Raw genomic sequence first — 17,804 nt, forward strand, 5'->3', positions numbered from 1 at the left:
TCAGTTGGTAGAAACGCTTTCCTGTTGTTGATCGATCCTGCGCGATCGCCGTTGAAGCGCGACCTTGGCCATCGCCACCAGCGGATCGGCCAGCGTCAGCCCGATAATCCCGAACAACACGCCGAGAATCAGCTGCGCGGCCAGCACCAGGGCGGGCGCGAGATCCACGGTCTTGCGGGCGATCATCGGCACCAGGATATATCCGTCGATGGTCTGCACCGCGAAATAGACGCCCAGCGTATAGAGGCCCATTTCCGTCCCGCCCGAAAATCCGACGAGCACCATCAATAGGCCCGATACGATCGCCCCGATATTCGGAATGAACGCGAGCAGGCCGGTCAGCAGCCCCAGCAAGGCGGCCATCGGAACCCCGTAGAGCGCAAGCAAGGCCCAGGTGAACACGCCTTCGACAACCATTCCCAGCAGCCGTCCGCTCAACAGCCGACGCAGGGTATAGGCCATCTCATCGGCCATTTCCGCGAAATCCTCGCGCTGGTCTTCCGCGATCATCCAGGCAATGCCACGCTGGTAGATATGCGGCTCCAGCGCGATGTAAATGCCCAGCACGACGATCAGGACGAGGTTTGCGAAGCCCCCGATCAGCCCGCCGAGCGCCCGGGTCACGCTGCCGACCCCGCTGAAAAGCTGCTGGGCCAAACCCTTGATGTCGTCGATCCGGATATGGACGCCCATGCCTTGCAGCCAGGCATTCGCAAGGGAGAGCTGGCTGTCGACGAGGGCGGGAAGCTGGGCCGCCTGTTCCGCGATCTGATAGCCGGCGAACTGGATCAGCCAGGCGAGAAACGCCGCCGCCCCGATCAGCACGATCGCGATTCGCCAGCCGCGCCCGATCGGAAGCACCCGCCCTAGCAGGCGAGCGCCTCCGTCGATCATGCAGGCGAAGACCATCGCGCCGAAGATGACGAGCAGGGGCTGCACGAGATAGACGGCGAGCGCCACGAGGCCGACCATCGCGGTCCACACCAGCGCCCGCCTTGCCTCGAACCTGAGCCGGGGATCGCTTAGCTGGGCCGGGCTGGAACCGATCAATTCGGCGGATGCTTCGTCATTGTCGCTCATCGGCGTTCCCTTGTGGCATTATGGCGGGCCGCAGGGATCGCCATGCTCTCCCGCCGCGAAGGGCATCCCACCAGCTCAAGGGATTCAGCGTTTCGCTGCCATTGAGGGAGAAGGTGATGAACTCGGCCCGTCCGCCGATATTCTCCAGAGGGACCGGCCCGCCCAATCCGCGCTCGAAAGTCTCGGCCCGGCTGTCAGCGGAATGATCGCGATTGTCGCCCATCAGGAAGACATGGCCCGCAGGCACCGTGATCTCGGCCATATCGTCCAGACGCTGGTGCAGATGGTCTATCACCACATATGTCGCGCCGTTGGGAAGAGTCTCGCGCAATGCGGGCAATTCGCAGACATCCAGCCCGGAAGGTTTGCGAATCCTGAGGCCGGGATAGGATTCGGGATCGCAAGGAGCGTTCGCATCTATCGGCAGTTCGATCGGGGCTTCGATCGTTTGCGGCACCGGCTTTCCATTCAGGATGATCTGCCCGTTCACCAGCGCGATCCGGTCGCCCGGCAAGGCGACCACCCGCTTGATGTAATCTTCATCGAGTTCCGGCGGGACCGCGATCACGATGTCGCCATATTCGGGAGTGGCGGGGAACAGGCGCCCCTTGAAGCGCGGAAGAACGTGGAAAGAGGCGGAGACCCACGACCAGCCGTAGGGATATTTGCTCACCACCAGCCGGTCGCCCACCAGCAGGTTGGGCATCATCGATTGGGAAGGGATATAGAAGGGCTTCGCGATGAAACTGTGGAAGGCGAGGACCGCCAGCAGCATCAGCCCGAGTCCGCGAATCTCCGCCACCCAATTCACCCGCTCGGATTTCGGATCGCCATCTTCGACAGACTGTATGTTCCCGTTCATAAGGGCCGCGCCTCGATAACGATGAAGGCCTGCGCCCAGGGATGATCGTCGGTAAGCGTGAGATGCACGATCGCTTCGTATCCTGCGGGAGTGATGGAGGCCAGCCGCACCGCCGCACCGCCGCTCAGCGCAAGGGTGGGCGCGCCCGACCGGGCATTGATTACTCCGATGTCCTTCATGAAAACTCCCTGGCGGAAGCCTGTGCCGACCGCCTTCGAAAACGCTTCCTTGGCGGCGAAGCGCTTGGCGTATGTGCCTGCGCGGGTGAACGGGCGGCGCGCCGCCCTGGCGCGCTCGATCTCGGTAAACACCCGTCTCTCGAAACGTTCCCCGAAACGATCCAGCGACGCCTGAATGCGTTCGATGCTGCACAGGTCGGAGCCAATGGCGATAATCATCGGGCGGCGTCCATCAAGTCACGCATTCTGCGCACCGCTTCTTCAAGCCCGACGAAAACCGCCTCGCCCACGAGATAGTGGCCGATGTTCAGTTCCGTCAGCTGGGGGATGGCGGCAATCGGCTGGACATTCTCATAGGTCAGGCCGTGCCCGGCGTGAGGCTCGATCCCGTTCCTAGCCGCGAGCGCGGCCATATCGCCGAGGCGCTTCAATTCCACTGCCCGGGCATCCCCTTCCGCATGGGCATATTCCCCGGTGTGAAACTCGACCACCGGCGCATTGAGTCGCATCGCGGCTTCGATCTGTCTCGGGTCCGGGGCGATGAACAGGCTGACGCGGATGCCGGCGTCGAGCAGGCGGGATACCACCGGCTGCAGCATATTGTGCTGCCCGGCTGCGTCGAGTCCCCCCTCGGTCGTGCGTTCCTCGCGCCGCTCCGGCACGATGCAGGCCGCGTGCGGGCCGTGGCGCAGGGCGATCTCCAGCATTTCGCCGGTAGCCGCCATTTCGAGATTGAGCGGCAGTTCGGATATTTCACGGATGCGGGCAAGGTCATCGTCGCGAATGTGGCGGCGATCTTCCCGCAGATGGATGGTGATCCCATCTCCGCCCGCCTGCGCCACGATCCGGGCCGCCCGCGCGGGATCGGGATGATCTCCGCCGCGCGCGTTGCGGATCGTCGCGACGTGATCGATATTCACGCCAAGCCTCAGCTTGCCGGGAAACGGCTGGCTGCCCATCACCATGCCCTCAGGCCTTTGCCCGGCTGCCGGGCTTTTCCACGGGAATCGCGGCCAGCCCGGATGGCAGTTCGTCCGCGGCGTAGGTGGGGAACGACAGGCTCACCAGCGGATGGAAGGGGACGCCCAGATCCACGGCGCCGCCGGAACGGTCGACCAGTGCGGCGGCCGCGATCACTTCGCCGCCTGCTTCCGTGACCGCGGCCATGGCCTCGCGCGAGGACAGGCCGGTGGTGACGACGTCCTCCACCAGCAGCACTTTCTCCCCTTGGGCGATGGTGAAGCCGCGGCGCAATTCGAACGTGCCGGTGGGGCGCTCCACGAAGATCGCGTCCTTGCCCAGGGCGCGGCCCATCTCATGGCCGAAAATGATGCCGCCCATGGCGGGCGAGACTACCTTGTCGATAGCCTGGCGCAGATCGCGAGACATTTCGGCGGCAAGGGCGACAGCCAGCCGTCCGGCGCGATCCGGATTCATGAGCACGCGCGCGCATTGCAGGTAATGGGCGCTGTGGCGGCCCGAGGATAGGAGGAAATGGCCTTCGAGCAGCGCGCCGCTTGCGCGGAACTCGGCTAGTACCTCTTCGTCTGTCATGCTGGTTTTCCAAGTCCTTCGATTGCAGGACGGTCCCTTGCGCGCGGGGGATGCTCAGGCGACTGTCAAAAATATCCCTAGAAGCGCTTGAGGCACGGGGCAAGCGCGCGTATAGGGCGCGCAAATCGCGCCTCTTCCGGGTGTGGAATGGCCATTGAGGCCGCATTGTTCAGAGAGCGGAAAGCGTCAGTGACGATGAACTTCGGCAAAACTGCCCGCAGGGGGGCGAACACCTTGCTAACCGGCCTTGTGGCCCTTGCCGCAGCGGTTCTTCCGCAGGTGGCTGCAGCGCAGGAGGCCGTGGCCGAAGCCGCCAACGCCGCCCCGGTTGCGGCCCCCGCCACCAGCGAGGCTGCGGCTCCCGCGGCGGTGCCGGCCGCCGAGGGAATCGCCCGCATGATGCCGGAAGCCGGCAAGGGCATGCCGGTCGAGGGCGGGCTGGGCTTTCAGGATCAGTATTCCCCGATCGGGGAATATGCGCTCTGGATGCATGATGGCGTGCTGCTGCCGATCATCACCGTGATTACTCTGTTCGTGCTGGGCCTGATGCTGTGGGTGATCGCCCGCTACAACCGGCGCGCGAACAAGGTTCCTTCGCGGACCAGCCACAACACGCTGATCGAGGTGGTCTGGACGCTGGTTCCGGTGCTGATTCTGGTCGGGATCGCGATCCCGTCGATCGACCTGCTGGCCAAGCAGTTCAAGTCGCCGCCGGCCAATGCGCTGACCGTGAAACTTACCGGCAGCCAATGGTTCTGGACCTACAGCTTCCCCGACAATGGCGAAGTCGAGTTCGACTCGAAGATGCTCAATATTCCGGGCGCCCCCGTGATCAACGCGGGCGTGCGGGAAGTCGGTTCCGATCCGAGCGACGGCCCCTCCCACCTCGAAGTGGACAATCGCCTGGTGCTTCCGGTCGGTGAGCCGATCCGCCTCCAGGTCACCGCATCTGACGTGATTCACTCCTTTGCCGTCCCCGCGCTCTGGTTCAAGCTGGACGCGGTTCCGGGCCGCCTCAACGAGAAGATGATCTTCATCAAGGAGCCTGGCGTCTATTACGGCCAGTGTTCGGAGCTTTGCGGCGTGAAGCATGGCTATATGCCGATCGCCATCGAGGCTCGTCCGCGCGCCGAATTCGAGGCCTGGCTGCTTGCCAAGGGCGGCAGCTTCGCCAGCAAGGAAAAGCCCGCCGTCGCTCCAGCCGCTGCTCCGGCGCCTGCCGATGCCGCATCGCCGGCTCCGGCCGCCGGAACCGCGAAACAAGAAGCCCCGGCCCCTGCGGCCTGACGAACGCTATCAAAGCATAAGGTTACGCTGAACTATGGCTACCACCGCTGAAACCTTCCAGGGTCACGCCGAAGCGCACGATCATGATCATGACCATGATCACAAGCCTGGCTTCTTCGCTCGCTGGTTCATGTCCACCAACCACAAGGACATCGGAACGCTCTATCTGATCTTCGCGATCTTTGCGGGCGTTATCGGTGGCGGTATTTCCGGCATCATGCGGGCCGAGCTTGCCGAGCCGGGCATCCAGTATCTGCAGTGGTGGACCGGCTTCCTCGGCGGCAATGCGCAGAGCTTCGACGAGGCGCTGCACCTCTGGAACGTGCTGATTACGGCCCATGGCCTGATCATGGTGTTCTTCATGGTCATGCCGGCGGTTATCGGCGGTTTCGGTAACTGGTTCGTGCCGCTGATGATCGGCGCGCCGGACATGGCGTTTCCGCGCATGAACAACGTTTCCTTCTGGCTCACCGTGGCCGGGTTCTGCTCGCTGATGTTCTCGGCCTTCGTGCCGGGCGGGACCGGTAATGGTGCCGGCGTGGGCTGGACGGTCTATGCGCCGCTTTCGACCTATGGCTCTCAGGGGCCCGCGGTCGACTTCGCGATCTTCTCGTTGCACCTTGCCGGCGCCGGCTCGATCCTCGGCGCGACCAACTTCATCACCACCATCTTCAACATGCGCGCTCCGGGCATGACGCTCCACAAGATGCCGCTGTTCGTGTGGTCGGTGCTCGTCACCGCCTTCCTGCTGTTGCTGTCCCTGCCGGTGCTCGCCGCTGCGATCACCATGCTGATTACCGACCGCAACTTCGGCACGACCTTCTTCGATCCGGCGGGCGGCGGCGATCCCGTGCTGTACCAGCACCTGTTCTGGTTCTTCGGCCACCCCGAAGTCTACATCATGATCCTGCCGGCCTTCGGCATCATCAGCCAGATCGTGGCGACCTTCTCCAAGAAGCCGGTGTTCGGCTATCTCGGCATGGCCTACGCCATGGTCGCGATCGGGGTCGTCGGCTTCATCGTGTGGGCGCACCACATGTATACGACCGGCCTCGACGTTAACACGAAGATGTATTTCACCGCGGCGACCATGGTGATCGCGGTGCCGACCGGGGTGAAGATCTTCAGCTGGATCGCCACGATGTGGGGCGGCAGCCTGGAGTTCAGGTCGCCGATGGTCTGGGCGCTTGGCTTTATCTTCCTGTTCACCGTTGGCGGCGTCACCGGCGTCGTTCTCGCCAATGGCGGCGTCGACGACAATTTGCACGACACCTATTACGTGGTTGGCCACTTCCACTACGTGCTGTCGCTGGGCGCCGTGACCGGCCTGTTCGCAGGGTTCTACTACTGGTTCCCGAAGATGAGCGGGCGGATGTATTCCGAGATTCTCGCTCACGTCCATTTCTGGATCTTCTTCATCGGCGTGAACATGATCTTCTTCCCGATGCACTTCCTGGGCATGCAGGGTATGCCGCGCCGCTATCCGGACTATGCGGAAGCCTACGCCCATTGGAATCACATCGCGTCGATCGGTTATGAGATCATGGCGGTTTCGATCGGCGTGTTCTTCGTGAACATCGTTTACGCCTTCGTTGCCGGCAAGAAGGCCGAAGACAATTACTGGGGCGAAGGCGCAACGACGCTGGAATGGACCTTGTCCAGCCCGCCGCCGTTCCACCAGTTCGAGACTCTGCCGGTGATCGAGGACAAGGGTCACCACTGAGATGTGCCGCGTCCCCTTCTTCAGGGGGCCGGTCAAGTGTTCCAATGACGGGGGCTGGCGTTAGCCGGCCCCCGCATTCCTTTCCCGGAAGGGAAACGCCAAAAGGCTTATGTCGAAAACCGTGCCTCAAACGCTTCCAGCCGATTGGCGCGATTTCTTCGCGCTGACCAAGCCGCGTGTGATGAGCCTGGTGATCTTCACCGGCCTGTGCGGCTTGCTGGCGGCGCCCGGTTCGATCCATCCCGTGCTCGGGTTCACCGCCATTCTCTGCATTGCGGTGGGCGCCGGAGGGGCGGCCGCGCTGAACCAGTGGTGGGAAGCGGATATCGACGCGGGCATGAAGCGGACGGCGCAACGGCCCTTGCCCGCGGGCCGGATGGACCCGGTCAGCGCCCGCGATTTCGGGGTTGGCCTCTCGGTCGCGTCCGTGCTTGTGATGGGGCTTGGTGTAAGCTGGCTGGCTGCCTCGATCCTTGCCATATCGATCGTCTATTACGCCGTTGTCTATACGATCTGGCTCAAGCCACGCACGCCGCAGAATATCGTGATCGGCGGCGGGGCGGGGGCCTTCCCGCCGCTGATCGGATGGGTTGCGGTCACTGGCGAAATAACGCTGATGCCGGTGCTGCTGTTTGCGATCATCTTCTTCTGGACGCCCCCGCATTTCTGGGCGCTCGCGCTGTTCGTGCAGAGCGACTACGCCAAGGTCGGGATTCCGATGCTCCCGGTTGTCGCCGGGGAAAAGGCGACCAGACGCCAGATACTGATCTATTCGATCATCCTCCTGCCGCTTTCCGCCACGCCCTGGCTGATCGGCGGGACCGGGGCGATCTACGGGATTTCGGCGCTCGTTCTTTCCGGGCTGTTCCTGGGCTTGTCCCTGCCTGTGGCTTTCCGCCGCCGGCGGGGAGAGGACGATCCGATGTCTCCGGAAAAGCGACTTTTCGGATTCAGTGTGCTATATCTTTTTGCGCTCTTCGCGGCGCTGGTTGCGGATCGGCTGATTTAGGTGCAGGACGAAGCCATGAATGGCGAATTCAAACCCGATGAGGAATACCGCCGCCGCCAGCGCGCCCGCAACAACGTGCTGGGGGTGATTCTGGCCGGATTTGCAGTGCTGATCTTCGCGATCACCATCGTGCGGATGAAGGAAGGCGGATGAGCAGGGCCGCCACCGATCGCAGGAATCGCAAGGTCGGTTTGCTGGCGTTGGTGCTTGCCGCTTCGATGCTGGCGCTCGGCTTCGCGTCCGCGCCGCTTTATCGCTTGTTCTGCCAGGTCACCGGCTTTGGCGGAACCACCCAGCGGGCCACCGAAGCGCAGGCCGCGCAAGTCTCCGCGGGCAGCGAAATGATTTCCGTCCGCTTCGATGGCAATGTGGAGCGGGGGATGCCGTGGTCTTTCCGCCCGGAACGTTCGACGGATACGGTCAATCTGGGGGCTCGGGACCTGGCGATCTACATCGCGCGCAATAATTCCGATCGCCCGATTACCGGCATGGCCACCTTCAACGTGGAGCCGGAGCAGACCGGGCGGTATTTCAACAAGATACAGTGCTTCTGCTTCACCGAGCAAACCCTGCAGCCCGGTGAGGAAGTGCGCATGCCCGTGATCTTCTACGTCGATCCCGAGATCGCGAAGGACGAGAACGCGAAGGATGTGCAGCAGATCACCCTGAGCTATACTTTCCATGAGGCGAAGAAACCCGCTTCGTAACCTCTGGACCACAGCGAAACAGGACGATAAGGGGCGCGGGGCAGGCGCGACGCGCCACAAATTCAGGAAGCACGATTCATGGCCGGCACGAAGAACCACGATTACCATATCCTGCCTACCGATCCGTGGCCTCTGATTGGCTCGATCTCGGCACTGACCTTCACCAGCGGCATGGTGCTGTTCATGCACGATATGGCCTATGGCCATCTGGTTCTGGGTCTGGGCCTCGCGGGGCTGATCGCCACCTTCTTCAGCTGGTTTTCCAATATCGTGAAGGAAGCGCAGGCAGGCGACCACACCCCTGTCGTGCAGCTTCACATGCGTTATGGCATGATCCTGTTCATCGCTTCGGAGGTCATGTTCTTCGTTGGATGGTTCTGGAGCTGGTTCGATTTCGCGCTGTTTCCGTCGCAATTGGCGGAAGTCGTGGGCGGGCAGTTCCCGCCCAAGGGGATCGAAGCGGTCATGGACCCCTTCGATCTTCCGCTGCTGAACACCATGATCCTGCTGTGCTCCGGCACCACGGTCACCTGGGCGCATCATTCCCTTATTCATGGCGATCGCGAAGGACTGAAGAAGGGCCTGTGGCTGACGATCCTGCTCGGCATCCTGTTCAGCGCGATCCAGGCTTATGAATATGCGCATGCCCCGTTCGCGTTCGGCGGCAATACCTACAGCTCGGCCTTCTACATGGCGACAGGCTTCCACGGCTTCCACGTGCTGGTCGGCACGATCTTCCTGATCGTCTGCCTGCGCCGCACCTATCTGGGCCATTTCACTCCGCGCCAGCATTTCGGCTTCGAAGCGGCTGCGTGGTATTGGCACTTCGTCGACGTGGTGTGGCTGTTCCTGTTCATCACCGTGTATATCTGGGGCGGCTGGGGCGCTCCGATCCACTGATGGTTTCAGGCAATCCGAACGAGAAGGAGCAGCCCGGAATGGCCGAGGCTGCCCTTTTCGGTCTGTGCCCCCGCTGCGGCGCGAAATCGCTGTTCGGCGGGGTGGTGCGCTTCGCCGCTCGCTGCGACGGCTGCGGCCTCGATTACAGCCGCTTCAATGTCGGGGATGGGCCTGCCGCATTCCTGACCCTGCTGATCGGCGGGCTGGTGACAGTGCTGGCGATCTGGCTGCAGCTTGCCGTTTCACCCCCGTTCTGGGTTCATATCCTTCTCTGGCTTCCTCTTACCGCCGCGGCCGTGCTGATCGGCTTGCGGGCATCGAAGGCGGCGCTGCTCTACGCTGAGTTCAGCCGCAAGGCGGGTGAGGCGGGGCGCGAGGACTAGCAGACATGCGCATACCGGTCTTGCCGACCTTGCTCGTTCTGGCCGGCGTGGCGATCATGATCGGGCTGGGGCTATGGCAGCTTGGCAGGCTTGAGCAGAAGCAAGCCTTGCTGGCGCGCTATGCCAGGGCAAGCGGCATGTCTTCCGACGTTCCGTTCCCGCAAAGCGAGAGCGCCGCGGAGCCGGTATATTATCGTCATGCCCGTGTGGATTGCCGCGAAGTCGCCGGCGTGACGGCGAAGGCCGGCACCAATGCGAAGGGCGAGGCTGGGGTAGCCCACCATGCCGCTTGCCGGCTCGCGGGCGGCGGCACCGCCGATATTGTCCTGGGTTGGTCCCGTGCGCCTGCCTCGCCGGATTGGCGCGGCGGCGAAGTGATGGGCGTCATCGCGCCCGGTCCGCGCCTGGTGGCCGATCCGCCGCTCGCCGGGCTGGGGCCGAATGCGGTGCCCGATCCGTCGGAAATTCCGAACAACCACCTCGCCTATGCCGTGCAGTGGTTCTTCTTCGCGGCAACCGCGCTCGTGATCTATGCCCTGGCGGTGAGAAAGCGCCTGCGCGGCTGAGGCGGCGCGATCCTATTTGTAGAAGCCCTCGCGCAGATTGATGCCGTGCTCGATCCAGATGCGCAGGGCGCAGATCATCTGGCTCCAGCCCATGCAATTGCCATAGCTCGCGTCCAGGCCTTGCTGGCTTTCGCTCCAGCCGGTTTCGCCAATCTCGACCAGGGTATGCCCATCGCCGCAATCGGTGAAGCGCATGGTTGCTTCGGTCTGTGTGCCATTTCCTTCGGCATTTCCCCAATGGAGCAGGATGAGCTTGTTTTCGACCAACTCCACCACCTCGACCGGGAAGGCGCCGGGGAAATCCGCGAAGTCCCAGGTCACGGTCGCGCCTTTCTCGAGCCGGCCCGTGGCTCCGCCCGTCGTGAAATATTGCGAAAGCCGGTCGGGATTGACGACGGCTTCGAACACGTCCTCCACCGGCCGGGCGATCCGGCCCCACACCCTGAATTTGAGTTCCATGCGGCGATTCCTGTCTCTGTCGCTTGATGAGAGTGAATTTATGTTGTAAAAATATAACATGTCAACGGACGATCAGATGGACCGGGTCTTCAAGGCGCTGAGCAATTCCACCCGGCGCGCGATCTGCGATGCGCTGCGCGACCGGCCGCTCACCACCGGGGCGCTGGTGGAGGAGTTTCATGGACTGGATCGCTGCACCGTCATGCAGCATCTCAGGATATTGGAGAATGCCGGCCTCGTGGTTTCGGTGCGCAAGGGCCGGCAGCGGTTCAATTACCTGAACTCGACCCCGATCCAGGAGGTGCATCGCCGTTGGATCGGGCCGCATGCGGAGAGGGCATCGGCGCGCCTTCTGGCGCTCAAACATGCGCTGGAGGGAGAGCCGGCGGCGAATATGCAGGCAGCGGAAGAGTAGCGTGGCACTTGCCCGCAAATCGGCCAGCCATTAAGGCGCGCGCACCATGCAATATGTCTCCACTCGCGGCGGCGCGCCCGCGCTCGATTTCGAAGCCGTCACTCTGGCGGGTCTTGCCAGCGATGGCGGCCTTTATGTGCCTGCCGAATGGCCACGCTTCAGCGAGGGCGAGATCGCGGCTCTGGCGGGCCTGCCCTACGCCCAATTGGCGGCCAGGGTGATGCAGCCCTTCGTCGGTGACAGCCTTTCGCCGGAACGGCTGCTGGCCTTGTGCGAGGCCGCCTATGGCCGCTTCGCCCATGCCGCGGTCACGCCGCTCAAGCAGTTCGACGAGCAGCACTGGCTGCTGGAGCTGTTCCACGGCCCGACCCTGGCATTCAAGGACGTGGCGTTGCAATTGCTCGGCCTGCTCTTCGCCGAATTTCTTTCCCGCCGTGAGCAAAGGCTGACCATCGTCGGGGCGACCTCCGGCGATACCGGCTCCGCCGCGATCGATGCGGTGGCCGGGCTGGACCGGGTGGACATTTTCATGCTGCACCCCAATGGCCGGGTCAGCGATGTCCAGCGCCGCCAGATGACCACGGTGCAGGCGCCGAACGTCTTCAACATCGCCATCGAGGGCAGTTTCGACGACGCGCAGGCGATGGTGAAGCGCATGTTCGGCGATCGCGGCATGACGGATCGCTTCCAGATCAGCGCGGTCAATTCGATCAACTGGGCCCGACTGATGGCACAGGTGGTCTATTATTTCGCGGCTGCGTTGCAGCTTGGCGCTCCCCAGCGCAAGGTGGCCTTCAGCGTGCCGACCGGTAATTTCGGCGATGTCTTCGCAGGCTATGTCGCGGCCAAAATGGGCCTTCCTGTGGAGCGGCTGATCGTGGCGACGAATGTCAACGACATCCTGCACCGTGCGCTCAGTGACGGCGACTATGCGCAGGGCACGGTGACCCCCACCGCCGCCCCTTCCATGGATATTCAGGTCAGCTCCAATTTCGAGCGGCTGCTGTTCGATGCCGGCGGGCGCGATGGGCTGGCGCTGGCGGAGCAGATGCGCGGTTTCGAGCAGACGCGCGCCATGCGTCTCACCAATGCGCAACGGGAAGGGGCATCGGCCCTGTTTTCCAGCGCTCGCGCCGATGCCGACGATATGTCCGCCGCGATGCTCTGGGCCTCTCAGAGCTGCGACGAGATCATCGACCCGCATACCGCGATCGGCCTGCATGCCGCGCGGCAGGCGGGGATCGAGGCGTCGATACCCGTAGTGACGCTGGCCACGGCCCATCCGGCCAAGTTCCGCGACGCGGTGGAACGCGCGACAGGCACCCGCCCTTCGCTTCCCGCGCGGATCGGGGATCTGTTCCAGCGCGAGGAGCGTTTCGTCGAGCTGCCGGGCGATTACGATACGGTCGCCGCTTACATCGCGCAGAACGCGACTCCGCGCGGCTGAGCGGGCGGCGATGGCGCAACTGGCCTCGCAACCGCTGATTCTGGCCGGGGATGGCTGGGAGGACTACGCGCTGCTCGACAGCGGCAATGGCCGCAAGCTCGAACGCTATGGTTCCTATCGCTTCATCCGTCCGGAGCCGCAGGCAATGTGGCAGCCGAAGTTGCCTGACTGGGATGCCCATGGCGAGTTCGTTCCCGGTTCCGATGAGGATGGGGGCGGGCGCTGGAGCTTTTCCAAACCCGTGCCCCAGGAGGGATGGCCCCTCGGCTGGCGGGATGTGCGCTTCACCGCGCAATGCACCCCCTTCCGTCATCTCGGGTTCTTCCCGGACATGGCGCCGGTGTGGGACTGGATGCGCGAGCGGCTGGCCGGGCGGCCGGATGCGGCTACGCTGAACCTGTTCGGATATACCGGGGTCGGATCGCTTGCGCTGTCGCAGGCCGGCCCGGTGACTCATGTCGATGCGTCGAAGAAATCCGTCGCGCAGGCGCGCGAGAACGCGGCGCTTTCCGGCATGGAGGAGCGGCCGATCCGCTGGCTGGTGGACGATGCCGCCAAATTCGCCGCGCGCGAAGTGCGCCGGGGCAAGCGCTATGACGGAATTATCCTCGACCCCCCAAAATTCGGCCGGGGGCCGAATGGCGAGATCTGGCGGTTGGAGGAAGGGCTGCCCGGATTGATCGCGGATTGCAGCAGGCTGCTCGATCAGGATAGCCGCTTTCTTTTCTTGACGGTCTATGCGGTGCGGATGTCTTCGCTGGCCCTGGCCGGGCTGCTGGCGGAAATGCTTGCGGCCCTGCCCGGGCGGATCGAATATGGGGAACTCGCGGTCAGGGAGGACGGCCCGGCGGGCAGGCTTCTGCCCACCGCGATTTTCGCCCGCTGGTCCAACGCCACAGAGGCCGGTTAGGTTGAAAGCGTGTCTGCGGGATGGACACGCCGGGGCAGGGATGCCATCGGCTCGACAAAGCAGCGGAGTGGTCATGGCCGACAGCCTTTTTCTAGAAGTCGCCGATTTCGAACAGAATGTGTTGACCGGCATCTACTCCGAGGAGACCGGCAAGCCGCAGCCCTTGCGCATCTCGATCAGCGTGCGGCTCAAGGCGGCGGATCGCTATGCCCCGGATACGCCGCTGACCGCTAGCAAGAACTATATGGACCTCAAGTTCGCTGCGGGAGAGGCCCTGCCGCCCGGCGTCCATTTCAAATTGATCGAAGCCGTGGCCGACCATATCTGCGAAACCCTGTTCGTACAGGATGAACGGGTGCAAGCCGTCACGGTCAAGATCATCAAGCTGGCCATCGCCGAGAAAGACGAGAAGATCGGCATTACCCTGCATCGGGAACGGCGCTGACCCATGCAAAGGGTGGTTCGCATTCCCACTCTTCCCGAAAATCCATTGCAGGCATCGGCTGATTTCTATCGCAGCCATCTGGCCATGGTGACAGATGGCCTCGCCGGGAATGTGGCCTCGCTTGCCATCGTCTTTCCGCCGGCTTCCCATGCGCACAGAGGCTGGCGCCGTGCGGTGATTGCGAATCTCGCCCGCGAATTCGCGCCCGTGCGAGTCAATGGCATCGCCGGTAGCGAGGGTGAAGCTCTGGCGGCGGCGCTGGCCTGGCTCGGCCATTCTCCCGGAGTTACCGGGCAATTGCTCGGTTTGTGTGGCCAATCCGAAGAATGTGAGGCATATTTGCCGGATGAATGAGAGAGGAGCCCTGATAGACGGATTTAACCGTCGCATCAGCTATCTGCGGCTTTCGGTGACTGATCGCTGCGATCTGCGCTGCAGCTATTGCATGCCCGAGCGTATGCGGTTCCTCCCTCGCAAGGAAGTTCTGACTCTCGATGAGCTTCACATGCTCGCCCTCGGCTTTATCGAGCGCGGGATCACCAGGATCAGGATAACCGGCGGGGAGCCACTCGTCAGGCGCGATGTGATGGACCTCGTGCATGCACTCGGTCGTCGCATCGGGAAGGGGCTGGAAGAACTGACCCTTACCACCAACGGGGTTCAACTCGCGGACCATGCGGATCGGCTGGCGGCGGCGGGCGTCAGGCGCGTGAATGTTTCGATCGACACCCTCGATCGAAACCTGTTCGAACGGATCAGCAAGCGCGATCGGTTGCCACAGGTGCTGGACGGCATCGCTGCGGCCCGCGAAGCGGGGCTGAAAGTGAAGCTCAATACGGTCGCTCTCAAGGGGCTCAACGAAGCGGAAATCCCCGGGCTGATCGCCTGGGCCCATGCGCAGGGCCACGATTTGAGCCTGATCGAAGTCATGCCGCTGGGTGAAGTGGAGGGCGACCGCCTCGACCACTATCTTCCGCTCGATGTCGTGCGCAGGCATCTTGAGCAGCGCTGGACCCTTGTTCCCAGCGAGCATCGCACTGGCGGCCCATCGCGCTATTTCGACATTCCGGAAACGGGTGGGCGGCTGGGTTTCATCACGCCGCTCACGAATAATTTCTGCGATGGCTGCAATCGCATCCGGGTCACGGCAACGGGACAGCTCTATCCCTGCCTCGGGGGGGCGGAGCGGGTCGACCTGCGCGCTGCCTTGCGTTCGCAGGAGCCGGACAGCCGCCTTGCCCGGGCATTGGACATCGCCATGCGGATCAAGCCTGAGCGGCATCATTTTCGCATGGATCGGCGCGGAGCGGAGCCGGCTCAGCCGCGCCATATGTCGATGACTGGCGGCTGATCATGCCGCTGAAACTGCTGTTTCTGGGCAAGCTGGCCGATCTGGCGGGCGGACGGGAGCAGGCGGTCGATCCTGCGGATAAAATGGACTGGGCCGGCTTGATGGCCTGCCTGGCGCCCGACCTTGCCGATGCTCTGGAAACCAACAAGGTGCGGGTGGCGGTGAACGGAACCCTGGTTTCGGATACATATGCCTTGCTCGTTGCCGATGGAGACGAGATCGCATTTCTGCCGCCCGTCAGCGGGGGGTGAAAATGCGCGAAGTGCATCTCCTCGATCGCGCATTCTCCCCCGGAACCGAACTGGAGCGGTTCATGGCCGCTCATCCTGCTTCGGGCGGGATCGTCTCGTTCGCAGGTCAGGTGAGGTCGGGCGACGGCGTGGAGGCGCTTGAGCTTTCGCATTACGGCCCGCTTACGCTGCCGGGCATGGAAAGGCTGGTGGACGATGCGCAGGGCCGCTGGCTGCTGGATGGCGTGCTCGCAATCCATCGCGTCGGCCTGATGCGGCCGGGCGAGGCGATCGTCATGGTGGCCACGGCTGCGCGGCATCGCCGCGATGCTTTCGAGTCGGCCGATTTCATCATGGACCATCTCAAGAGCGATGCGTGGTTCTGGAAACGCGAAAAGCGCGCGGACGGCTGGCACTGGATCGAGCCGCGCCCGGCCGACCGGGAAGATATCGGCCGCTGGCACTGAAAATCTCATCGTCTTTTTGATCGCGATCAAAGTAAATCGTGCTTTGCGGACCTAGATATGGCGGCACTACCAAGGAGTTGCCGCAATGAGCAATCAGATCACTCGTGAACAGATCGCCGCCAAGGCCGTCATTCATGACCAGGCGCGCGCGCCCACCGTTGTCGATCGGAGCTTTGAGCTGCCTGCGCCGCTCTATGCCGCAACCGTGGCCTGCTATCTCGGCTTCATCGGGATCATGGCATTGGGATTCGGAGCGCCTGCGCTGGCCATTCCGCTGGCGATCTTCGCCATCTCCATTGTAGCCGGTTTCGCCATTCCCTTGATCTGGGTGCGAATGAATCCGGAAAACCATAGCCGGTCGCTCGATTGGGGGCGGTTCAGCGCTCGGGGCATCCAGACCTTTACGGGGCGGGTAACCGCCGGTCAGGCCGCCGCCCAGGTTCTGGTCCTGCCCGTGCTGATCCTGCTGTGGGGACTGGTCGCGATTTCCATGGCCGCGGCGGCTGGGTCCTGACCCAGCCAAAACGGTTCTCTCCCGACTGGCGCGGCTTTGCTTCGGCGAAACCGCGCCACTTTTTTGCTGTCAGCCCCTGATCCGCCCGAGCAAGCGAGCGATGATCTCGTTTTCGGTTTCAGCCATTTGATCGACCTGATTGCGGGCATCGCTGATGGTGGAGCGGGCGCCGCCTTCCAGTTCGGCCGTGACGTGCAGCGAATCGAGTTGAGCCAGCGCGATCAGCAATCTGCTGCGGCTGGCCTCGAGATTGGCGATGGCGACCTGCGCGGAAGTCCAGGCATCGCTCGCCACCGCGGCCCCGCTGGCGGCGCTTACCTGGCGTTCCGCGCCCGGGGCGGCGGCCATGAACGCCTTATGCGCGCGGTCCGCCTCGCTTTTGAGCTGTTCCAGCCGGGTGACGAGATCCTGGGACGGAGTTTCCGGCGCCGGAATCTCTTCCGGCTCGACAGCTTGTGCTGTGCCCTCCACCCGCTCCGCTTCGCGGATCGCGAGGGACGGATATCTGCCGCTGTCCCCGGCGCAGGCGCCGGTCAGGCCGCCCAGGGTGATTGCGATGATGGCTGCAAGCGAGGCTCGGTTCATATATGGCGCAATAGCATAGCGCGGCGCGCTTTCCAGCAGGGGTGTGGCGGAAGATGCGCGGCGGCCTCGACGCCTCATGAAAGCGGCGATCCGGCGTTGACATGGAGCGAGCTTTTCCCTAACGGCACCCATCTTTCCGGCATCCTGCATCGGCAGGGTGTCGGCGTTTCGCCCGCACGCAGGCATCTTTCGGCCAGCGTAGGCGGGGCGGGTTTTACAAGCCTCTTTGGGCACATGAATGGATTAGAGCACCATGTTCGCAGTAGTGCGCACGGGCGGCAAGCAATACCGGGTTGCCGCCGGAGACAAGATCGCAGTCGAAAAGCTGGCTGGGGAAGCCGGCGATACGATTACCCTGGGAGAAGTTCTGCTTGCCGGCGACGGCGGGGAACTGGTTGACGCCGCCAAGGTGCAGGTGTCGGCGGAGATCATCGCCCAGGCGAAGAGCGAAAAGGTCATCGTCTTCAAGAAGCGTCGCCGCCATAATTACCGGCGCAAGAACGGCCACCGCCAGCAGCTCACTCTGTTGCGCATCCTTGCCGTGGGCGATTCCAAGGCTCCCGCCAGGAAGGCCGCTGCCAAGGCGGACGAGCCGGCCAAGGGCGCTGCTCCCAATGCGGATGAAAGCCTGCAGGCCGCGGAACCGGTGAAGACGGCCGCCACGGAAAAGCCCGCCGCCAAGAAGGCGCCCGCAAAGAAAGCTGCAGCCGACCAGGCTGAAGATTGATCAG

Annotated in this window: 25 protein-coding genes; 18 read left to right on the forward strand and 7 right to left on the reverse strand. The window is 63.3% G+C overall.

The window, feature by feature from the left end; translation table 11 throughout:
- From U8326_RS03985 to pyrE, 5 genes are read right to left on the reverse strand one after another with little or no spacing between them, the layout of a single operon-like run.
- Window positions 1-1,080, reverse strand: a complete 1,080-nt coding sequence (locus U8326_RS03985) for an AI-2E family transporter (RefSeq protein ID WP_324742504.1) — start codon at window positions 1,078-1,080, stop codon at window positions 1-3.
- Window positions 1,067-1,942, reverse strand: coding sequence for a signal peptidase I (gene lepB / locus U8326_RS03990; protein ID WP_324742505.1), 876 nt, complete (start codon window positions 1,940-1,942; stop codon window positions 1,067-1,069). The genes U8326_RS03985 and lepB overlap by 14 nt, the downstream gene beginning before the upstream one ends.
- Window positions 1,939-2,340 carry a holo-ACP synthase gene (acpS, locus tag U8326_RS03995; protein ID WP_324742506.1) on the reverse strand — a complete coding sequence of 134 codons (402 nt, stop codon included), beginning with the start codon at window positions 2,338-2,340 and terminating at the stop codon, window positions 1,939-1,941. The genes lepB and acpS overlap by 4 nt, the downstream gene beginning before the upstream one ends.
- Window positions 2,337-3,080: a pyridoxine 5'-phosphate synthase gene (locus U8326_RS04000; RefSeq protein ID WP_324743516.1), complete on the reverse strand. Its 744-nt coding sequence runs from the start codon at window positions 3,078-3,080 to the stop codon at window positions 2,337-2,339. Before U8326_RS04000 ends, acpS begins: the two co-directional genes overlap by 4 nt.
- 10 nt (window positions 3,081-3,090) lie before the next feature.
- Entirely contained in the window at window positions 3,091-3,675 is a 585-nt protein-coding gene (pyrE, locus tag U8326_RS04005) for an orotate phosphoribosyltransferase (protein WP_324742507.1), read from the reverse strand.
- 195 nt (window positions 3,676-3,870) lie between these two features.
- Between pyrE and coxB the strand changes: the two genes are divergently transcribed.
- The 8 genes from coxB to U8326_RS04045 all read left to right on the forward strand — a co-directional run bounded on the left by coxB (window position 3,871) and on the right by U8326_RS04045 (window position 10,250).
- Window positions 3,871-4,962, forward strand: a complete 1,092-nt coding sequence (coxB, locus tag U8326_RS04010) for a cytochrome c oxidase subunit II (protein WP_416385507.1) — start codon at window positions 3,871-3,873, stop codon at window positions 4,960-4,962.
- A 34-nt stretch (window positions 4,963-4,996) separates the two neighbouring features.
- Window positions 4,997-6,685, forward strand: coding sequence for a cytochrome c oxidase subunit I (gene ctaD / locus U8326_RS04015; RefSeq protein ID WP_324742509.1), 1,689 nt, complete (start codon window positions 4,997-4,999; stop codon window positions 6,683-6,685).
- A gap of 109 nt (window positions 6,686-6,794) precedes the next feature.
- Entirely contained in the window at window positions 6,795-7,694 is a 900-nt protein-coding gene (locus U8326_RS04020; RefSeq protein ID WP_324742511.1) for a heme o synthase, read from the forward strand.
- Between the two features lie 15 nt (window positions 7,695-7,709).
- Window positions 7,710-7,847 (forward strand): hypothetical protein, encoded by a 138-nt coding sequence (locus U8326_RS04025; RefSeq protein WP_324742512.1) that lies wholly within the window; start codon window positions 7,710-7,712, stop codon window positions 7,845-7,847.
- Window positions 7,844-8,401, forward strand: coding sequence for a cytochrome c oxidase assembly protein (locus U8326_RS04030; RefSeq protein WP_324742513.1), 558 nt, complete (start codon window positions 7,844-7,846; stop codon window positions 8,399-8,401). The genes U8326_RS04025 and U8326_RS04030 overlap by 4 nt, the downstream gene beginning before the upstream one ends.
- A 78-nt stretch (window positions 8,402-8,479) precedes the next feature.
- On the forward strand, window positions 8,480-9,301 hold the full coding sequence (locus U8326_RS04035; RefSeq protein WP_324742514.1) for a cytochrome c oxidase subunit 3: 822 nt from the start codon (window positions 8,480-8,482) through the stop codon (window positions 9,299-9,301).
- A 38-nt stretch (window positions 9,302-9,339) separates the two neighbouring features.
- Window positions 9,340-9,684, forward strand: coding sequence for a DUF983 domain-containing protein (locus tag U8326_RS04040; protein ID WP_324742515.1), 345 nt, complete (start codon window positions 9,340-9,342; stop codon window positions 9,682-9,684).
- 5 nt (window positions 9,685-9,689) lie between these two features.
- Entirely contained in the window at window positions 9,690-10,250 is a 561-nt protein-coding gene (locus tag U8326_RS04045; protein WP_324742517.1) for an SURF1 family protein, read from the forward strand.
- 12 nt (window positions 10,251-10,262) lie between these two features.
- On the opposite strand, the gene U8326_RS04050 is transcribed toward U8326_RS04045, so the two are convergent.
- Complete coding sequence (locus U8326_RS04050) at window positions 10,263-10,709, reverse strand: SRPBCC domain-containing protein (RefSeq protein WP_324742518.1); 447 nt, start codon at window positions 10,707-10,709, stop codon at window positions 10,263-10,265.
- 58 nt (window positions 10,710-10,767) lie between these two features.
- On the opposite strand from U8326_RS04050, the gene U8326_RS04055 reads away from it, so the two are divergent.
- From U8326_RS04055 to U8326_RS04095, 9 genes are all read left to right on the forward strand, one after another.
- Window positions 10,768-11,124, forward strand: coding sequence for a metalloregulator ArsR/SmtB family transcription factor (locus U8326_RS04055; protein WP_324742519.1), 357 nt, complete (start codon window positions 10,768-10,770; stop codon window positions 11,122-11,124).
- 46 nt (window positions 11,125-11,170) lie between these two features.
- Complete coding sequence (gene thrC, locus U8326_RS04060) at window positions 11,171-12,571, forward strand: threonine synthase (protein WP_324742520.1); 1,401 nt, start codon at window positions 11,171-11,173, stop codon at window positions 12,569-12,571.
- A gap of 10 nt (window positions 12,572-12,581) precedes the next feature.
- On the forward strand, window positions 12,582-13,481 hold the full coding sequence (locus U8326_RS04065; RefSeq protein WP_324742521.1) for a class I SAM-dependent methyltransferase: 900 nt from the start codon (window positions 12,582-12,584) through the stop codon (window positions 13,479-13,481).
- A 73-nt stretch (window positions 13,482-13,554) separates the two neighbouring features.
- Window positions 13,555-13,926, forward strand: coding sequence for a dihydroneopterin aldolase (locus U8326_RS04070; protein ID WP_324742522.1), 372 nt, complete (start codon window positions 13,555-13,557; stop codon window positions 13,924-13,926).
- A gap of 3 nt (window positions 13,927-13,929) precedes the next feature.
- Entirely contained in the window at window positions 13,930-14,280 is a 351-nt protein-coding gene (locus tag U8326_RS04075) for a Rossmann fold domain-containing protein (protein ID WP_324742524.1), read from the forward strand.
- Window positions 14,273-15,277 carry a GTP 3',8-cyclase MoaA gene (gene moaA, locus U8326_RS04080; RefSeq protein WP_324742525.1) on the forward strand — a complete coding sequence of 335 codons (1,005 nt, stop codon included), beginning with the start codon at window positions 14,273-14,275 and terminating at the stop codon, window positions 15,275-15,277. Before U8326_RS04075 ends, moaA begins: the two co-directional genes overlap by 8 nt.
- Window positions 15,278-15,279: 2 nt before the next feature.
- On the forward strand, window positions 15,280-15,528 hold the full coding sequence (locus U8326_RS04085; RefSeq protein WP_324742526.1) for a MoaD/ThiS family protein: 249 nt from the start codon (window positions 15,280-15,282) through the stop codon (window positions 15,526-15,528).
- 2 nt (window positions 15,529-15,530) lie between these two features.
- Entirely contained in the window at window positions 15,531-15,974 is a 444-nt protein-coding gene (locus U8326_RS04090; RefSeq protein WP_324742527.1) for a molybdenum cofactor biosynthesis protein MoaE, read from the forward strand.
- Window positions 15,975-16,059: 85 nt separating this feature from the next.
- Window positions 16,060-16,488 carry a hypothetical protein gene (locus U8326_RS04095; protein ID WP_324742528.1) on the forward strand — a complete coding sequence of 143 codons (429 nt, stop codon included), beginning with the start codon at window positions 16,060-16,062 and terminating at the stop codon, window positions 16,486-16,488.
- 69 nt (window positions 16,489-16,557) lie between these two features.
- Here U8326_RS04095 and U8326_RS04100 read toward each other — a convergent pair whose 3' ends face one another.
- Complete coding sequence (locus tag U8326_RS04100; RefSeq protein ID WP_324742529.1) at window positions 16,558-17,073, reverse strand: hypothetical protein; 516 nt, start codon at window positions 17,071-17,073, stop codon at window positions 16,558-16,560.
- 253 nt (window positions 17,074-17,326) lie between these two features.
- On the opposite strand from U8326_RS04100, the gene rplU reads away from it, so the two are divergent.
- A complete protein-coding gene (gene rplU, locus U8326_RS04105) occupies window positions 17,327-17,800 on the forward strand; it encodes a 50S ribosomal protein L21 (RefSeq protein WP_324742530.1) in 474 nt (157 codons plus the stop codon).
- The last annotated feature ends 4 nt before the right edge of the window (window positions 17,801-17,804 follow it).

Origin of the sequence: Tsuneonella sp. CC-YZS046 (assembly GCF_035581365.1) — a bacterium.
Lineage (GTDB): Bacteria > Pseudomonadota > Alphaproteobacteria > Sphingomonadales > Sphingomonadaceae > JAWKXU01.

What these genes read in the sequence shown, in the direction of transcription:
- U8326_RS04000 (WP_324743516.1), bottom strand. Translation starts at nt 3,080, where the DNA reads ATGGGCAGCCAGCCGTTTCCCGGCAAGCTGAGGCTTGGCGTGAATATC.
- U8326_RS04020 (WP_324742511.1), top strand. Translation starts at nt 6,795, where the DNA reads ATGTCGAAAACCGTGCCTCAAACGCTTCCAGCCGATTGGCGCGATTTC.
- U8326_RS04075 (WP_324742524.1), top strand. Translation starts at nt 13,930, where the DNA reads ATGCAAAGGGTGGTTCGCATTCCCACTCTTCCCGAAAATCCATTGCAG.
- ctaD (WP_324742509.1), top strand. Translation starts at nt 4,997, where the DNA reads ATGGCTACCACCGCTGAAACCTTCCAGGGTCACGCCGAAGCGCACGAT.
- U8326_RS04035 (WP_324742514.1), top strand. Translation starts at nt 8,480, where the DNA reads ATGGCCGGCACGAAGAACCACGATTACCATATCCTGCCTACCGATCCG.
- moaA (WP_324742525.1), top strand. Translation starts at nt 14,273, where the DNA reads ATGAATGAGAGAGGAGCCCTGATAGACGGATTTAACCGTCGCATCAGC.
- U8326_RS03985 (WP_324742504.1), bottom strand. Translation starts at nt 1,080, where the DNA reads ATGAGCGACAATGACGAAGCATCCGCCGAATTGATCGGTTCCAGCCCG.
- U8326_RS04065 (WP_324742521.1), top strand. Translation starts at nt 12,582, where the DNA reads ATGGCGCAACTGGCCTCGCAACCGCTGATTCTGGCCGGGGATGGCTGG.
- pyrE (WP_324742507.1), bottom strand. Translation starts at nt 3,675, where the DNA reads ATGACAGACGAAGAGGTACTAGCCGAGTTCCGCGCAAGCGGCGCGCTG.
- U8326_RS04030 (WP_324742513.1), top strand. Translation starts at nt 7,844, where the DNA reads ATGAGCAGGGCCGCCACCGATCGCAGGAATCGCAAGGTCGGTTTGCTG.
- coxB (WP_416385507.1), top strand. Translation starts at nt 3,871, where the DNA reads ATGAACTTCGGCAAAACTGCCCGCAGGGGGGCGAACACCTTGCTAACC.
- U8326_RS04070 (WP_324742522.1), top strand. Translation starts at nt 13,555, where the DNA reads ATGGCCGACAGCCTTTTTCTAGAAGTCGCCGATTTCGAACAGAATGTG.
- U8326_RS04085 (WP_324742526.1), top strand. Translation starts at nt 15,280, where the DNA reads ATGCCGCTGAAACTGCTGTTTCTGGGCAAGCTGGCCGATCTGGCGGGC.
- lepB (WP_324742505.1), bottom strand. Translation starts at nt 1,942, where the DNA reads ATGAACGGGAACATACAGTCTGTCGAAGATGGCGATCCGAAATCCGAG.
- U8326_RS04055 (WP_324742519.1), top strand. Translation starts at nt 10,768, where the DNA reads ATGTCAACGGACGATCAGATGGACCGGGTCTTCAAGGCGCTGAGCAAT.
- acpS (WP_324742506.1), bottom strand. Translation starts at nt 2,340, where the DNA reads ATGATTATCGCCATTGGCTCCGACCTGTGCAGCATCGAACGCATTCAG.
- U8326_RS04040 (WP_324742515.1), top strand. Translation starts at nt 9,340, where the DNA reads ATGGCCGAGGCTGCCCTTTTCGGTCTGTGCCCCCGCTGCGGCGCGAAA.
- U8326_RS04095 (WP_324742528.1), top strand. Translation starts at nt 16,060, where the DNA reads ATGAGCAATCAGATCACTCGTGAACAGATCGCCGCCAAGGCCGTCATT.
- U8326_RS04025 (WP_324742512.1), top strand. Translation starts at nt 7,710, where the DNA reads ATGAATGGCGAATTCAAACCCGATGAGGAATACCGCCGCCGCCAGCGC.
- thrC (WP_324742520.1), top strand. Translation starts at nt 11,171, where the DNA reads ATGCAATATGTCTCCACTCGCGGCGGCGCGCCCGCGCTCGATTTCGAA.
- U8326_RS04045 (WP_324742517.1), top strand. Translation starts at nt 9,690, where the DNA reads ATGCGCATACCGGTCTTGCCGACCTTGCTCGTTCTGGCCGGCGTGGCG.
- U8326_RS04050 (WP_324742518.1), bottom strand. Translation starts at nt 10,709, where the DNA reads ATGGAACTCAAATTCAGGGTGTGGGGCCGGATCGCCCGGCCGGTGGAG.
- U8326_RS04090 (WP_324742527.1), top strand. Translation starts at nt 15,531, where the DNA reads ATGCGCGAAGTGCATCTCCTCGATCGCGCATTCTCCCCCGGAACCGAA.
- rplU (WP_324742530.1), top strand. Translation starts at nt 17,327, where the DNA reads ATGTTCGCAGTAGTGCGCACGGGCGGCAAGCAATACCGGGTTGCCGCC.
- U8326_RS04100 (WP_324742529.1), bottom strand. Translation starts at nt 17,073, where the DNA reads ATGAACCGAGCCTCGCTTGCAGCCATCATCGCAATCACCCTGGGCGGC.